8 protein-coding genes are annotated in these 16,182 nt (G+C 64.3%); 5 read left to right on the top strand and 3 right to left on the bottom strand.

From position 1 onward, the window contains the following. The first annotated feature begins 200 nt into the window (after positions 1–200). On the top strand, positions 201–2,087 hold the full coding sequence (locus LCM4577_RS22730; RefSeq protein ID WP_071073551.1) for a murein L,D-transpeptidase: 1,887 nt from the start codon (positions 201–203) through the stop codon (positions 2,085–2,087). 61 nt (positions 2,088–2,148) lie between these two features. Here the strand turns inward: LCM4577_RS22730 and LCM4577_RS22725 are convergent, their stop codons facing one another. Next, positions 2,149–2,628: a hypothetical protein gene (locus LCM4577_RS22725; protein WP_371410066.1), complete on the bottom strand. Its 480-nt coding sequence runs from the start codon at positions 2,626–2,628 to the stop codon at positions 2,149–2,151. A gap of 186 nt (positions 2,629–2,814) precedes the next feature. Further along, positions 2,815–3,072 (bottom strand): PepSY domain-containing protein, encoded by a 258-nt coding sequence (locus LCM4577_RS22720; RefSeq protein ID WP_071073549.1) that lies wholly within the window; start codon positions 3,070–3,072, stop codon positions 2,815–2,817. A gap of 419 nt (positions 3,073–3,491) precedes the next feature. Between LCM4577_RS22720 and LCM4577_RS22715 the strand changes: the two genes are divergently transcribed. Together LCM4577_RS22715 and LCM4577_RS22710 are read left to right on the top strand one after the other, a co-directional pair. Further along, positions 3,492–5,273 (top strand): adenylate/guanylate cyclase domain-containing protein, encoded by a 1,782-nt coding sequence (locus LCM4577_RS22715; protein ID WP_071073548.1) that lies wholly within the window; start codon positions 3,492–3,494, stop codon positions 5,271–5,273. Between the two features lie 118 nt (positions 5,274–5,391). Continuing rightward, the gene (locus LCM4577_RS22710; protein WP_071073761.1) at positions 5,392–9,618 is read left to right on the top strand and encodes a cytochrome P450; all 4,227 of its coding nucleotides are present in this window, start codon (positions 5,392–5,394) and stop codon (positions 9,616–9,618) included. A 56-nt stretch (positions 9,619–9,674) separates the two neighbouring features. Here the strand turns inward: LCM4577_RS22710 and LCM4577_RS22705 are convergent, their stop codons facing one another. After that, entirely contained in the window at positions 9,675–10,358 is a 684-nt protein-coding gene (locus tag LCM4577_RS22705) for a Crp/Fnr family transcriptional regulator (protein WP_040982820.1), read from the bottom strand. A 534-nt stretch (positions 10,359–10,892) separates the two neighbouring features. On the opposite strand from LCM4577_RS22705, the gene LCM4577_RS22700 reads away from it, so the two are divergent. Beyond that, positions 10,893–13,382, top strand: coding sequence for a S8 family serine peptidase (locus LCM4577_RS22700; protein ID WP_244508409.1), 2,490 nt, complete (start codon positions 10,893–10,895; stop codon positions 13,380–13,382). A 1,179-nt stretch (positions 13,383–14,561) separates the two neighbouring features. Next, positions 14,562–16,085, top strand: coding sequence for an MBL fold metallo-hydrolase (locus LCM4577_RS22695; protein WP_157900493.1), 1,524 nt, complete (start codon positions 14,562–14,564; stop codon positions 16,083–16,085). Positions 16,086–16,182: the final 97 nt, after the last annotated feature.

Here is a 16,182-nt window from a genome sequence, read left to right as displayed (position 1 = left end):
GAACACGTGGGGCCTGGAGCAATCGCCGCTCTGGGTCTCACGATGATGTGAAACCGTTCTGCAACACGGTTCCGGAAATTTATGGAAGCTTAACGAAATCAGTATGAATCGGTATAGTCGCGTCATACATCCGCCATGCGGAGGGCGGGACCGTCTAGCGGCGCAGAACGGGAACCGGTTTCAACCGGTGCGGGTGAAGCATGAAAATCCTCGGGAACAAAAAAGCCGTCCTGCCGATCGCGGTCGCGGCGACGCTTGCCCTCGGGCAGCAGCCGGCAAGTGCGCAAGGGCTGTTCGACATGCTGTTCGGCGGCGGCATCCGGCACAACCCGCAAGGCGAATTTCCGCCGCCGCCGAAGCCACGCAAGATACGGCCAGCAGCGCCCGCCGGAGAGGGCGGTGGCGGCGTCAGAATCAGCAGCCCGAGCTATAACACCTACCGGGCCGACAAGCTCGTGCGGGTCGATTTCAAATCGCTGCTGCCGGCGCCGCAACCGGCGACCGCGCAGGACGCCGCCTTTGTCCCTTCGGTGACGAGCAACAGCTTCCGTGATGCCGTCGCAGGCTTGAGCGACTACGAGCTGTTTGCCGAGCCGGATATCGCCAAGGCGCTGGTCGCTTATTATTCGGCCAATCCGGATTTCATCTGGGTGAGCGACAATGCCCCTAACAGCCGGGCGCAGGATGCGGTGCGCGTCCTGGGCGAGGCGGCAAGCTACGGCCTGACGCCGGCCGACTATTCGGTCGACGTTCCAGCGGCCGCGACTTCCGCCACACCGGAAGAGCGGACCAAGGAACTGGTGCGCTTCGAGATGGCGCTGTCGGCGCGCGTGCTGCGCTATGCGCAAGACGCCCAGAGCGGCCGCGTCGATCCCAACCGGATGACCGGTTACTACGACTTCCCGGCCAAGTCCTTCGATCTGGAAGGCGCGCTGAAGACGCTGGCGCATACTCAGGAAGTCCGCACCTATCTGGAATCGCGGCATCCGCAGAATGCCGAATACCAGGCGCTGCGAGTCGAGTTGGAGGCGCTCGAGGCCAGCGAGGAAAACGAGATTGTCGTCGATCCGAAGTTGCTGCTTAAGCCTGGCGAGAGCAGCCCCGAATTGCCGAAGTTGTTGACGCTGATTTCGCGCAATCTCGACGATGAGATGGGTGGCAATTACGGCGAGGTGCTCGTCAGGCTGGGCAAGAGCGAGTTCTACGATCCCGAGCTGGTGCCGGTGATCAAGGCCGTGCAGCAGCGCGCCGGCATGAAGGGCGATGGCGTCATCGGCCCGCGCACGGTGGCTTCGCTGGCCGGCACGTCGAAGGCCGACAAGATCGAGAAGGTCAAGGTGGCGCTCGAGGAACTGCGCTGGATGCCGTCGGATCTCGGCAGCCCGCGCGTCTTCATCAACCAGCCCGCCTTCACCGCCAGTTATATCGACAATGGCGAGGAGAAGCTGAAGACCCGCGCGGTCATCGGCCGGGTCACCAACCAGACCGCCTTCTTCTACAACCAGATCAAGCAGGTCGACTTCCATCCCTATTGGGGCGTGCCGCAGTCGATCATCGTCAATGAGATGCTGCCAAGGCTGCGCAGCGATCCGGGCTATCTCGATCGCGCCGGCTATGAAGTGACGGATTCGCGCGGCAAGCGCATCCCGTCGGCGGCGGTCGATTGGGGTGCCTATGGCGCTAACATTCCGTTCAGCGTGCGTCAGCAGCCGAGCGAGGCCAATGCCTTGGGCGAATTGAAGATTCTCTTCCCCAACAAGCATGCCATCTACATGCACGACACGCCGCAGAAGTCGTTCTTCGCGCGCGACATGCGCGCGCTCAGCCATGGCTGCGTCCGGTTGCAGGATCCGCGCGGCATGGCCGCCGCTGTGCTCGGCACCACGGTCGACGACATCGCCGAGAAGCTGAAGCATGGCCATTCGACCGAGAATGTCACGCGGGTCATCCCGGTCTATGTCGCCTATTTCACCGCATGGCCGGACATGTCGGGCAAGGTCGAGTATTTCGACGATGTCTATGACCGCGATTCCAAGCTGATGCAGGCGCTGGACGCGACCGAAGCGGTGCGTACGCCGTCAAGCTGAGCTTTTACTCTCAAGCAATTCCGGACGGGCGGCCACGGCGAAAACGCCGAGCCTGACCGCTTCACACTTTTCCTGGAATTGCTTTGATCAACGGCCGGCGGAAGCCGGCGTCGCGCCCGGCGATCAGCCAGTAGATCAGGCCGGCCACCAGGCCGGCGCCGGCGACGATGCCCATGTCGGCCCAGCGTTCCGGGTCATCGGCGGCATCGGGCCAGATCAGCATGAAACCGGCAGCCGCGGCGCCGGCGCCGAAGACCATATGCAGCCAGAAACTTCGCAGCGAGAAGAACTCGGCGATCAAGGCAAAGACCAGCGTCTGCATACCCGTCAGGATGATCGTCAGGAAATAGACGAACATACCGAGCGGCGGCACCACCAGCACGGCGACCGGCGTGAATTCCATAAGCCCGAAATAAGCTGGCGCGTTGGGTAGCGAACTCAGTATGGCGTAGATCACCACCACGGCGATCAATCCGACGAGCACAGCGACCAGATAGCCGACAAGCACCATCAGGATGCGTTTCAGGACGTAGCCGATCATTGCCATGCACCCCCGTGCCCGCAATCACGGCGGGCAGTCAGCCACCAAAGTTTTATCGATGCAAGTGTGGTCGGTCGCGCCGGGTTTTCGTGCGGCAAAGGAGTGTTAAGCGCCAAAGCACGGAGGTGGGACACCGGCGGGCAACGGCTTAAATGCTTTGGCAGGCTTGGCGGACGGCGAGGCAGCCTATTTTGGTTCGCCGGTCACGGGGTCGTAGGTGATTTGGACCTTGGCCTTGTCCGTGGTGTAGTAGGTGATGGTGTAGCCATCGCTATCCCAATCGACCTCCTTCACATAGCGGAAGTCGGTGCGGCGCTCGACCTTGGCGACGATCTCCGAGAGTTTCTTGGCATTCTGCGGGGGTAGTGCCTTGTCGTCCGCCGCGAAGGCGGGTCCGCCGGCCATGAGGACCGCGATACCGGTCGCCAAAACAACAGCGCGCATGAGAGCCCTCAAATCTCGTGTTGGCAGATGCGGTCAGAAACTCGCACCTGGGCAGGTTGGTTCCGCCACGTAAGAACAACGCTTCCCGAAGCGTTTGCCTCGACGCGGCCAATCCATGTCCGCCGGTAATCAGTTCAGCGACCGCTTGGCGCGAAAGGCCGTTTAATTTCAAAGCATAGAGGCGTTGTCTGGAGATATCGCTCGATGTAACGAACGACTAACCATGCGCCGGATGGGAAGTTTGTCATATTAGCTGTTCGTAGTAGAGCTTTCGGCAGGACCCTGATAGAGTTCTGGTCATAACAGGGTGGCAATGGCGCGCCGGACCTGCCGGGGGATATCCATCGGCGGACGGCGACGCGTTTCTTTAGAGCGCAGGTCGCCTGTTCTGGATTAAAAGCGGGACTGGGGGCTCGATCATGGCTGAACGGAATTATACCCGTCAGCTTGCGACAATCATTTCGATCGACGCCGTAGGATTCTCTCGACTGATGGGCATCGACGACGAGCTCGCCGTCGCCGCCTTCGAGGAGAGGCGAGATATCATTGCCGACAGTTGCGGCGCCTTTGGCGGGCGCACGTTCGGCGATGCCGGCGATAGCATCATGGCCGAATTCGGCACCCCGATCGAAGCCCTGCGGGCGGCCTTCGATTTCCAGGGCCGGATCGTGGCGCTGAATGCGGCGGTCGCCGAGGACATGCGCATGCCGTTTCGCGCCGGGATCAACACCGGCGACGTCATCGTCCGGGAAGGCCGGCTCTACGGCGACGACGTGAACATCGCAGCCCGGCTCCAGGAATTCGCGCCGCATGATGGCGTCGCCATCTCGGCGACGACATGGCACCACGTGAAGGACAAGACGTCGGCCGTCTTCACCGATCTCGGCGAATTCAGCCTGAAGAACATCGCCCTGCCGGTGCAGGTCCTGATCGCCGGCCGCGGCGGCAACGGCCCCGCCGCGGCGGCTTCCTTCGCTTCCATCCCCGCCGCGCCTGGCCACTACAGGCCGATCGCCAAGGGTCCGCCTGCGATCGCTGTGCTGCCGTTCCATGGCAACGGGGGCGAACCCGATGTCGGCTATATGGCCGACGGCATCGCCGAGGACATCATATACGGGCTTTCCAACACGCGTTGGCTTTCGGTCATCGCCAAGGGCTCCAGCTTCCAGTTTCGCGACGACAGCCTGGGCACGAGGCTCATTGGCAATGCGCTCGGCGCGCGCTACATCGTCAGCGGCACGCTGGCGCGCTCCGACAGGCAGATCCGCCTCAATACGTCGCTCACCGACACCTCGAACGGACGCCTGGTCTGGTCGCAACGCTTCGACCGCGATCTCGTCGACATCTTCAGCCTGCGTGATCAGATCGGCAGTGAGATCGTTTCCATCCTCGACAAGGAGGTCGATCGCGCCGAGCAGGCGCGCACGTTCCAGGTGCCGTGGGAAAGCCTCGAAACCTGGCAATTGGTCAGGCGCGGCCGCTGGCACATGAACAGGCGCACCCGCCGCGACACCGACATCGCCCTCGACTTCTTCGACAGAGCCTACCGGGACGATCCGAATTCGAGCGCCGTGCTGAACGAGCTCGCATGGTGGTATTTCTGGCGGGCATGGCTGCGTTTCGGCGACAGCGACGATCTCGAGAAGGTCGAGGCGCTCGCGCGCAAGGCGCTGCTGATGGACAGCCTCGATGCGCGCCCGCATGCCTATCTCGGGGCAGCCGACATCATGCGCGGCCTGCCGGCATTGGCGGCCGAGCACCTTGCAGAGGCGATCCACATCAATCCGAGCTTTGCCTTCGCCCGCTCGGCCATGGGCAGCGCGCACCTTTTGCTTGGCGATGCAACCGGCGCGATTCCCTTCTTCCTCGATACCGAGCGGTTGAGCCCGTTCGACCTCTATCGCTTCCACAATCTGGGAGAACTGGCCGCGGCCTATTGCTTCGTCGAGGACTGGCCGGCCGCGATCGCCACCGCCGAGCGCTCGCTCAACCTGTCGCCAGGTTACTTCTACGCCAGGTTCCTGAAGATAGGCGCGCTGATGAGAAGCGGCCGGTGCGACGAGGCGGCGCGCGAGCTTGCGATTTTCATGACCAGGCACCCGGATTTTTCCGAGCAGAGAATACGCTGGATACCGTTCGTGGACCCGGCCAAGAACAATTTCCTGATCGGCAATTTCGATCTGGCCAAGTCCGCCGCATAATCGCCGGGGCCGACAACAAATGACTGTGAGCGAATTCACATACGCCGGGCCGATGCAAACCTAGGCCAGAACAATGCCGGCATCGCATTGACGTGGACAGCCGGGGGGCTTGAACGCGATGATCACTTTGAAATACTTCGCCGCCGTCCGCGCCGCTCAGAAGAGCCAGCGTCCGGTCGTCGAGATGCCGCCTTTCGACATCAACCGCCTGCGTTCCAAGGACGGCATTGCTTCCCGTATTGCCGACTTTCTTCTGGGCGATCCGCGCTGGCTGCTGTCGCTGCTGCGCCGTTTCTGGCCTAATCTCGGCTTCGGCAATTTCCTGCTCGTCACCAAGGGCGCGGATGTGCGCGACATATTGGAGCGGGGCGATGAGTTCGAGACGCCCTACGGACCGGAAATGGCCGAACTGGCGCGGGGCTCGAATTTCATTCTCGGCATGCAGGACGGCGCCGCGTACCGGCAGATGAAATCGGCGGTGCTGAGCGCGTTCCCGCCGGCAGAAGTCGAAGCCGCCGTCAGGCCGATCGCCGAGCGCCATTCGCGCGACATCATGACCCGCGCCAGCCCCGGCTTCGACGCCATCGCCGGGTTGATGAAGATCGTGCCGGTGCGCATCTGCCGCGATTATTTCGGCCTTGAGATCGACGATGAAACCGAATTCGCCGACTGGTCGATCGCGCTCAGCGCGCTGTTCTTCTCCGACCCGACGGCAAACCCCACCACGCGCCAGCTTGCGGTGGTCGGCGGCGATCGCCTGATCAAGGTCATAGATCGCTCGATCGCCGCGATCAGGGAAAGGGCGGGCAAGGACGACCGGCCGCTGGCCCGCCTCGTCGCGTTGATGGACCAGGGGCGCCTCTCGCTGCCCGACATCCATTCCATCATGCTCGGCATGGTCGCCGGCTTCGTGCCGACCAACGTGCTTGCCGGCAGCAATTGCCTGGACGTGATCCTGTCGCGGACCGATGCGCGGCAAGCCGTCGATCAGGCTGTCGCGGCCGGCGATACCAGCAAGCTCGACCGGGCGGTCATGGAGGCCATGCGCTTCAAACCGATCTGGATCGGGCCATGGCGCTACGCCAGGCGTGACGCGGTCATCGGCAAGGGCACGCGCCGCGAGCGCCTGGTCAAGGCCGGAACGGTGGTGATGCCGGCGACCCTGTCGGCCATGTTCGATCCGGAGATCGTCCAGCGGCCGAACGAGTTCGATACGTCGCGCCCGCATCGCGACTACATGGTGTTCGGCTACGGCATCCATCTGTGCATCGGCGCCGAGATCGCCCGCATCCAGATCGGCGAATGCATCCGCGCCCTGTTCAGCAAACCGAAGCTGACCCGCGCGCGGGGCAGGGCCGGCAAGATGGTCAATGTCGGCGCCTATCCGGCAAACCTCAAGGTCGATTTCGAGCGCTCGCCGCTTTGCCGCATCGCCGATCAGTCGATGGTGACGGTGGTCTGCCCGTTCACCCGACCGATCCCGCTCGATGCGGTGCGCGACAAGGTCGCGGATCTCGGCAATCCGGCGATCGGCGAGCTTAGCGCCGCGCTGGACAAGGTCGGCACCGTTCATTTCACCAGCCTGGCCGTTGTTCCGACCGGCAAGGACGAGAAATCGGGGACCGAGACCGGCGCGCTGGTGCTCGAAATCTCGGGCGATGGCAGCACCGACGAGGTCATCGCCGCCGTCGCGCAATCGATCGGTCACCGGTTGCGGCCGATCTTCAGGGATGTCTGCGGCCTTCCGGACGGCGGGCCGCTGGAAGACTTCCTGAAGAGGAACCATATCGACATATCACCCTCCTTCGGCAGCACCGCCGGGCTGGTTTTCTCAGGCACGCCAGGGCATTCCGTGCGGCGAATCCTGGCCGAGGCCAAGCTTGCCGACAGCGTGCGCGAGATCGTCGAGAAGCCGCGCGCGGGCAACGGCAATGCGATGGATGTGCTTGCCGAGGCGCGCCGGCATGTCCGCTGCCTCGGGCAATTCGGCTGGGCGTTCGAGCCCGCCGAAAGCCTGCTGGAAAGGCCGCCGGGCCACTGGGCGCGCGCGTTGACGACGACATTGCTCACCCCGGCGATGTTCGCCACGGTGGCGATCGTCGTTCTTGCCTTTTGGCGCATGACCTATGTGCTGGTGTTCGGCAATCCGCATGGCGTCACCTTCGCCAACATCGCGATCGCCGGGGCCGCGCTTCTGCTTTCGGTGCTCGGTCTGCTGGCCATTCTGCTCCTGTTCGTCGGCCTTTGTTTCCTGGCGCTGCGGCGGCTCGAGGACAAGGACCGGCCGGCGAACACCCCGGTCGATATAGGCGCGCTCGAAAAGATCCTTGCCAGGGAGGATCACACCGCGCAGAACAACCTGACGGCGATCTCGACGATGAAGCCGGGGATCTTGCGGCGGCTGGCGCTGCGGCTCACCTTCTATCTGATCTCGATATCGGCGCAGAAAGTATTCCGTCCGGGTTTCCTCGCCACCATCAACACCATTCATTTCGCCCGCTGGGTGCTGTTGCCCGGCACCGACAGGCTGGTGTTCTTCTCCAACTACGGCGGCAGCTGGGAAAGCTATCTCGAGGATTTCATCGCCAAGGCCTCGGCCGGCCTGACCGGCGTATGGAGCAACACCGAAGGCTATCCGCGCACGCGCTGGCTGTTCCTCGACGGCGCGCGCGACGGTGACCGTTTCAAGCGCTGGGCGCGGCGCCAGCAGGTGCCGACGCTGTTCTGGTACAGCGCCTATCCGCATCTCAACACCACGCGCATACGCATCAACTCCAGGATCAGGCGCGGCATCGCTTCGGCCACCGGCAACGAGGCGCGCGACTGGCTAAGTCTGTTCGGCTCCCTGCAGCGCCCGCAAGCGCGCCCGGCGGACACGACCAGCTTATCCGAACCGGCGTCCGCGCCGCTCGAAGAGCTGGAATCCGGGGAGATCCAGTCGATCTTCTTCGGACCATTCGGTGCGCTCGGTCATGCGCATATGCTTGCGATCGAGGTGCCGGACGGTTTGCCGGCAACCAAGCGCAAGGCGTGGCTCGATTTCGTCATCAACAAGACCAGCTTCGGCGACGGCGTGCCCGCCGGCCGCGCCATGACGGTGGCGTTTGGCCCGAACGGCCTGCGCCGGCTCGGGCTTCACGGCGGCGTCGACGACGAGCCGTTGGACACGTTCCCCGTTGCCTTCCGCCAAGGCATGGGAACGCCAGAGCGCAGCCGCATCCTCAACGATACCGGTCCCGACGCTCCCGACAAATGGCAATGGGGCTCGCCCAAGAATCCTGTCGACATCGTCATCGTCTGCTATGCCGAGACGCCGGCCGCGTTGAAAGCCGAGATCGCGGCCATGAAACGACAGACCACGGGCGCCGGCATGTCCGTGACCGCCGAGTTGCCGCTGCTGGTGAAGCGCGACGGCAAGCGGGCGGTCGAGCATTTCGGTTTCGTCGACGGCGTCTCGCAGCCGATCGTTCGGGGCACGGCGCGCGCCGCCAAGGGAGCCGCGCCCGTGCATCTGGTCGCGCCCGGCGAGTTCCTGTTGGGCTACCGTGACGAGCATGGCTTCTACCCGGCTTCGCCATCGGTCGAGGCGGCGCTGGATCGCACCGGTATCCTGTCGCACGTGCGGCGCAACCGCCAGATTCCGGGGCAGCCGCCGCCGCCGCGCGATTTCGGCCGCAACGGCACCTTCCTCGTCGTGCGCCAGTTCCAGCAGCATGTCGAATTGTTCGACGATTATTGCCGGCAGGCCGCCGTTCAGGCCGCCGGCGAGACCGGTGATGCGGCCATCACGCCGCGCTGGGTGGCGGCAAAGATGCTCGGCCGCTGGCAGGACGGCAGCTCGCTGGTGCGCAATCCGAACGGGCGTCCGGGCCGTGGCATCGACAATGATTTCGCGCTCGGCGCCGAGGACCCGCAAGGGCACGCCTGTCCGCTCGGCTCCCACATACGCCGCTCCAACCCGCGCGATTCGCTTGGCGAGGACCGCGACACGCAGATCAGGATCGGCAAGCGCCACCGCATCCTGCGCGTCGGCCGCACCTATGAGAAGAAGGGCAGGGGCGGAAAGACAGAGAAGGGCCTGCTCTTCATGTGCCTCAATGCCGATATCGAACGCCAATACGAGTTCATCCAGCAGACATGGGTGTCGTCGAACTCGTTCCAGGGCCTTGTGGGCGAAACGGATCCGACAATTGGCGCGCGAGGCGGCGGCGGCCGGTTCTCGATCCCTTCCTGGGAAAAGGTCACCGTGCTCAAGGATGTACCGCAGTTCGTCACCACGAAGGGCGGCGGCTATTTCTTCATGCCGAGCCGCTCGGCGCTGCGCTATCTGATCTCGCGGTTGTGATCTGATGCGGTTGGCCGCTTCGTCGAAATCCGGGTGAGGTCGCTGAATCCGAACGCTCAGTCGTCGTCCTGCGATTCGGCGATCTGGTTCAGCGCGGCGAGGTTGGTGATGCGCAACCCGCCGCGCTTGATGGCGATCATCTGCCGGTTGCGCCAGTCGTTCAGCGTCTTGTTGACGGATTCGCGCGTCGCGCCGAGGAACTCGCCGAGCTCCGACTGCGAAATCGGAATCCAGCCGGCGCTGTCGGCCATGACGCCGCTCAGGAACACCAGCCGCTTTGCCAGCCTGGCCTCGATGCCGAAAAAGGCCTGGTCGCCCAGCTCGCCGCTGACCCAGCGCAGCCTTGCGCACAGCAACTCGATCATAGCGCGTGCAAGAGGCGGGTTTTTCTCAATCCGGTCAAAGAGTTGTGTCCGGCTCAGCGAAACCAGCTCGCAGGCGGTAAGGCAGATGGCGGTCGCCGTGCGCGGACGCCCGTCGAGCGCCCCGATCTCGCCGACCAGGCTGCGCGACAGCTCGATATTGGCCACCAGCTTCTGCCCGCCCGGCGAGTAGATCGAAATCTCGACGGTGCCGCTCATCACGCCGTAAATGCGATCGGAAGCATCCTCCTGGACGAACAAATGCTGGCCGGCGGCATAACGCTCCAGCTTGCAGCCCGCGAACAGCAGGTCGAACTGGCGCGGGTCGATGCGCGCCAGGCGCGGCAGGTTCCTGTCGTCCGCGCCGTTTGTAGCCATGATACGATTCCGCCTCTCGTTAAGCGGAAATTGTAGGATAAGTGCGTGCTCGATCAAAGCGTCGTCTCCTTCTATGGTGGCTGACCGAATTCGGCAGGCGGCGGACAGAAGGTCCGATGTCACACCCGACACGCCGAAATCGGACAAGCCGGCAAACTGTAAGGAGACCGGGCGCACTGGCGGTTGCGGGCCGATCCTTCGGAACGCCGTCCGCGCGCTTGGGTGGGAGGTGCCCATGCGCGCAGACAGCAAATCTGAAAATGGCTAGGTGATCGAAATTTCTCCTCGAGAACCCGATGCAACATCTGCGCGCAAATCCTGTTTGGCGTATGTGAAGGCGCTCACAGATACGCATGTTCGGCGGAGCGACTGTCACTTCTGAAATATGTGGGTTCATGTCTCGGTCGGCTTTGCTTTGGAAGACAGGCCGCATGATTGCCTAGTCGGCAAAGAGCTCAATCGAAGCATGGCGGGAACCTTGGCTTGACCGGAGCGGACGGTCGGCGCCATGGTTGGATGGGGGAGGGGCATGCCATGGCAGCCGCGAAGGGTCTCCTTGTCAAGGTTCATGGCGACGGCGCGGGGCTCGCGGTGCGAGGCGGGCCACTCCGGATTGGCGGGATCGAAGCCGAACCGATCCTTGCTCTCCCGCCCGGTGTCGGCAGCGCGGGTCCGGCCGCGGCCGGGGATCGCGGCGCCACCTGGTTACGGTTGAGCACGGGTGTCGCCGACACGGACAATCCCTGGGACCATGCCCACGATCTTGTCGCCCGGACTCCGGCGCTTGCGGCTGCAGGCGGCGAGGTGCTCGCGGTCGAGCCCGATATGCAGCAGCAATGGGATTACAGGAATGGCGCCGGCGACCGCGGCATGGCGGCAAGCGCCAGTCCCGTCTGCGCTTTCGACGATCAGGATCCGCAGGGCGGACAGGCGGTGGTTGCGGGGCGCATCGCCTGGAACGCCGCGCCTGACTTCAGCCAGTTCGCGGCGGCGCGCAACAGGGTGGGCGCCAAGCAGGCCAACATCACGATCGCCCATCTCGATACCGGTTTCGACCCGAACCACGAGACCCTGCCGGCCGGGCTTCTTACAGCCCAGCAACGCAACTTCGTCGACGACGGAACCGGTCCGAACAACGCGACCGACCACGCTCCAGCCGGCACGCTCACCAGCAATCGCGGCCATGGCACCGGCACGCTCAGCCTGCTTGCCGGCAACAAGCTCGACGGCACTTCGCCGCATTGGCCGGGCTTCACCGATTTCGTCGGCGGCGCGCCATTGGCGAAAATCCTGCCGGTTCGCATCGCCGACTGGGTGGTGCGGCTGACCACCGGGACCATGGTGCAAGGCATCGACTATGCGCGCCAGCAGGGCGCGCAGGTGCTGTCGATGAGCATGGGCGGCCTCACCTCGCAGGCCCTGGTCGACGCCGTCAACCTTGCCTACGACCACGGCCTGGTGATGGTCACCGCGGCAGGCAACAATTTCACCTTCACGCCAAGCAGCATCGTCTATCCTGCGCGCTACAACCGGGTGCTTGCGGCATGCGGCGTGATGGGCGACGGACGCGCCTATGCCGGCCTTGCTCTCGGCACCATGCAAGGCAATTACGGGCCGCCTTCCAAGATGAACACGGCGCTCGGCGCCTACACGCCGAACGTGCCCTGGGCGGAAATCGACTGCCGCAAGGTGGTCGACATGGACGGCAACGGCACCTCGGCCGCCACCCCGCAAGTCGCCGCCGCGGCCGCTCTGTGGCTCGCCGAGCATTGGGACGTGGTGAAGAACTATCCTCAGCCTTGGATGCGGATCGAGGCTGTACGCAAGGCGTTGTTCGCGAAGGCTTTGAAATCGACGGCCAAGATGAATGCGGCGGAGACGAAGCAGAAGATCGGGCAGGGCGTGTTGCGGGCTCTCGATGCACTGGACTTCCCGCCGCCAGCGGCGGAGAGCCTCACGAAGCTCACTCCCGCCACCTATACATGGAGCTGGCTCGAGCTCTTGACCGGCGGCAACTCGTTGGCGGCGCCGACCCCCGTGACATCGCGGCAGCGCATGATGTTTGCGCTGGAACTGACGCAGATGGCGCAAAGAACAGTGGCAATCGAGCAGACGATCGCCGACCCGGACGGCGATCCGGATCAGGTTTCGGCGGCGGCACGCAACCGCTTCCTCGAAGCGGCGCTCGACCAGGGCAATCCGTCAAAGCCGCTCAAGGCGTTCCTGGAAGGTCTGCTCGGCCGTCCAGGCGCGAGCTTGGCCGTTCCTGCACCCGTTACAGGCCCTGCGCCGGCCATCAAGCGCAAGCCGCGGCCGCTGCCGCCGCCGCAACGGCGCCTGCGCATCTACGCCCTCGATCCTTCGGTGGCGAAACGGCTGGATTCCGTTTCGGTCTACCAGGCGACGCTTTCGGTGCCGTGGGACGACGAGCCGGCGACGGACAAGCCGCTGCTGCCCGGCCCGATCGGCGAATATCTCGAAGTGGTCGATGTCGACCCCGCGTCCGACCGCATCTACGATCCGGTCGATCTCAACGACAAGGTTCTTCTGGCGCAGGACGGACTGCCGCCTTCGGAAGGCAATCCGAAATTCCACCAGCAGATGGTCTACGCCGTCGCCATGACCACGATCGGCCATTTCGAGYGCGCGCTCGGCCGGCGGGCATTGTGGGCGCCGCATTATGCCGAGGCTCCCGGCCGCACCGGCGACATGACGGTAAAGGCGCATTATGTGCCGCGCCTGCGCATCTATCCGCATGCGTTGCGCGCCGAGAATGCCTATTACAGCCCGGAAAAGAAGGCGCTGCTGTTCGGCTATTTCCCGGCGCCAGCAATGAGGGGGACGTCACCACGCCCGGAACGACGGTGTTCTCGTGTCTGTCCAGCGATATCGTCGCGCATGAGATGTCGCATGCGCTGCTCGACGGGCTGCATCGCCGATTCCAGGAAGCCTCCAATCCGGACGTGCCGGCCTTTCACGAGGCCTTCGCCGATATCGTCGCGCTCTTCCAGCATTTCACCCTAAAGGAGTTGGTCAGATTCGAAATCGGCAAGGCAAGGGGCGAACTGTCGGCCGCCTCGCTGCTTTCGGGTATCGCCAAGCAGTTCGGCGAAGGCAGCGGCAGGGCCGGACCGTTGCGCGAATATGGCGGCGCCGGCATGGCCGATCTCGACTACGACAAGACCTTCGAGGCGCATGACCGCGGCTCAATCCTGGTCTTCGCCGTCTACCAGGCCTTCCTGGCCATCGCCGACCGGCGGACCGACGACCTGATCCAGCTTGCCACCGGCGGCTCCGGCATCCTGCCGGCGGGAACCTTGCATCCGAGCCTGGTCGAGCGCCTGACCGACGAGGTCGCCAAGACCGCCAGGCAGATGCTGACCATGTGCATCCGCGCGCTCGACTATTGCCCTTCCGTCGACATCACCTTCGGTGAATATCTGCGCGCGCTGATCACCGCCGACCGCGACGCCTATCCGGACGATCCGCTGCACTATCGCCTGGCCTTCCTGGAATCGTTCCGCAAATGGAAGCTGTTGCCGCGCGACGTGCGCACCATCTCGGAAGAGACGCTGGCCTGGAGCGCGCCGGAGGACCCGTCGCCTTCCTGGCTGAAGGGCCTGCTCAGCAAGATCGATCTCGGCTGGAACCAGAAATTGAAGCGGGCCGAAATCTTCGCGCTCAACGACAAGAACCGCTATGCGCTGTGGAAGGCGATGCACAAGGCCTTCGCCTCCGATCCGGACCTCTACAAGCAGTTCGGCCTGCTGCCCGATCTGCCGCGCTACAATGAGGACGGCACGGTCATGCATGCGCCGAAGAAAGGCGAGACGACCTTCGACATCTACAGCGTGCGCCCGACGCGCCGCGTCGAGCCGGACGGCTCGTTCCGCGTCGAGGTCGTGGCCGTGATCCAGCAGCGCATTCCGGTTGCGCCGGACGGCACGGCGATGCCGCAAGGCACGGCCGAGGGCGACAGCTTCTTCTGGTTCCGCGGCGGCGCCACGATCATCATCGACCCGCGCGAAGGGTTCGAAGAGATCCGCTACTCGATCATCAAGAACACTGGCAGCGCGGACCGGCAGAAGCGTCAGGCCGGCACGATGGCGGCCAATTACCTATCGCCGCTGCGGGCGCTCTATTTCGGCGGCGAGGTGTCGGAGCCCTTTGCCTTGCTGCATGCCAGCGACGGAGACGACGACCATGTCTAGAAAGCCGGCGACGAGGACAAGGTCGGCAAAAACGGCCGCTGCAGTGGCCCCGGCAGCGGGCGTTACGGTGCGGCATTATTGCCAGGGCATCGGCGATTGCCACCTGCTCACCTTCAGGAAGGCGGACGGAAAGCCTTTCCGCATGCTCATCGATTGCGGCATCCATGTTTCGATCGCGGGCGGCCCGGCGCTGGTCGCCGACATAGTCGCCGACCTCAAGAAGGAGACCGGCGGCAAGATCGACATCCTCGTCGTCACGCACGAACATTGGGACCATGTCTCCGGCTTTCTGACCGCGAAGGACCYTTTCAAGGATTTTGCCGTCGGCGACGTCTGGATGGCCTGGACCGAGAATCCGGCCGATGCCGAGGCCGCGGAGCTCGACAAGTTCAAGGGCCAGGCGATCGCCGCTCTGCAGGGCGTGGGCCAGAAGCTCGACGCGATGCGTGGGCTGAGCTCCTACATGGCCGGTGTCCGCGACGGTCTGCAATCCGTGCTCGGCTTCCAGTTCGGCGCCGCCGGCGAACGGGTGCGCTCGGCCCGCGACGCGGCGGCAAAGCTGTCGCAAAAACCGACGCCGACCTATTTCGAGCCCGGCGGGCCGCCGGTGACGATCGACGCATTGCCCAATCTGCGCGTCTATGTGCTCGGCCCGCCGCGCGACAAGGCGGCGCTGCGGCTGGAGGAAAAGGCGAGCGAGATGTTCCCGCTGGCCAGCGGCGGCCCGTTCGCGCGGGCGCTGGTGAGCGGCCTCAAGATGAACGAGGCGGCCGATGCTGGTTACGTCGACGAGCTCAGCCCGTTCGAGCGCAATGTCGGCACGCCGCTTTCCACGGCGCTCACCGGCGACAAGGGCAGCGACCCGGCCATCGATATCGGCGCCTATGTTCGCAAGCATTATGCCGGGCCGGTTTCGGCCGCGGCCGCGATGGAAGACCGCGACCAATCCTGGCGGCGCATCGACGCCGACTGGATGGGGATCGCCGCCGATCTTGCCCTGCAGCTCGACCGCGGCGTCAACAACACCAGCCTGGTGCTTGCCTTCGAGTTCATCGACACAGGGCACGTGCTGCTGTTCCCCGGCGACGCCCAGATCGGCAACTGGCTGAGCTGGAAGGACCTGACATGGCCGGTGGGGCAGGGCACCGTCACGTCGGCCGACCTTCTGGCGCGCACCGTCTATCTCAAGGTCGCCCATCACGGCAGCCAGAACGCCACGCCGGAAAAACAGGGTTTCGATCTGCTGACGAGCAGAGACCTTTCGGCCTTCATCCCGACCAACAAGGTCGACGCGGTGAAGGTGCACTGGGGCGAGATGCCCTATGACGGCATCCTGACCGCACTCGAGACGAAGACCAAGGGCCGCGTCATTCGCGCCGACGATCCGTGGCTGGCCGACAAGAACGGAAAGCCGGCCTTCGCCGCGCCGTCCGGTTCGATCCAGGCGGTGCGCAGCGCGCCGCGCGATGCGGCCCGGGGACCGGGCGGGCTATGGGTCGAGGTGGATCTGGCCTGAGAGTTCGCCACCCAGCCGATTGCGAAAAATCGAAAACCGCTCTATTGAGCGATCGGCTGAATGAGGGCGGCCACTCAACACATTGCACAAGGTCGCC

The organism is Mesorhizobium sp. LCM 4577 (assembly GCF_001854795.2).
In the GTDB taxonomy this organism is placed as follows: Bacteria; Pseudomonadota; Alphaproteobacteria; order Rhizobiales; family Rhizobiaceae; genus Mesorhizobium; species Mesorhizobium plurifarium.
This window is presented reverse-complemented; position numbering and strand designations above follow the sequence as displayed.

What these genes read in the sequence shown, in the direction of transcription:
- LCM4577_RS22710 (WP_071073761.1), top strand. Translation starts at nt 5,392, where the DNA reads ATGATCACTTTGAAATACTTCGCCGCCGTCCGCGCCGCTCAGAAGAGC.
- LCM4577_RS22730 (WP_071073551.1), top strand. Translation starts at nt 201, where the DNA reads ATGAAAATCCTCGGGAACAAAAAAGCCGTCCTGCCGATCGCGGTCGCG.
- LCM4577_RS22705 (WP_040982820.1), bottom strand. Translation starts at nt 10,358, where the DNA reads ATGGCTACAAACGGCGCGGACGACAGGAACCTGCCGCGCCTGGCGCGC.
- LCM4577_RS22715 (WP_071073548.1), top strand. Translation starts at nt 3,492, where the DNA reads ATGGCTGAACGGAATTATACCCGTCAGCTTGCGACAATCATTTCGATC.
- LCM4577_RS22720 (WP_071073549.1), bottom strand. Translation starts at nt 3,072, where the DNA reads ATGCGCGCTGTTGTTTTGGCGACCGGTATCGCGGTCCTCATGGCCGGC.
- LCM4577_RS22725 (WP_371410066.1), bottom strand. Translation starts at nt 2,628, where the DNA reads ATGATCGGCTACGTCCTGAAACGCATCCTGATGGTGCTTGTCGGCTAT.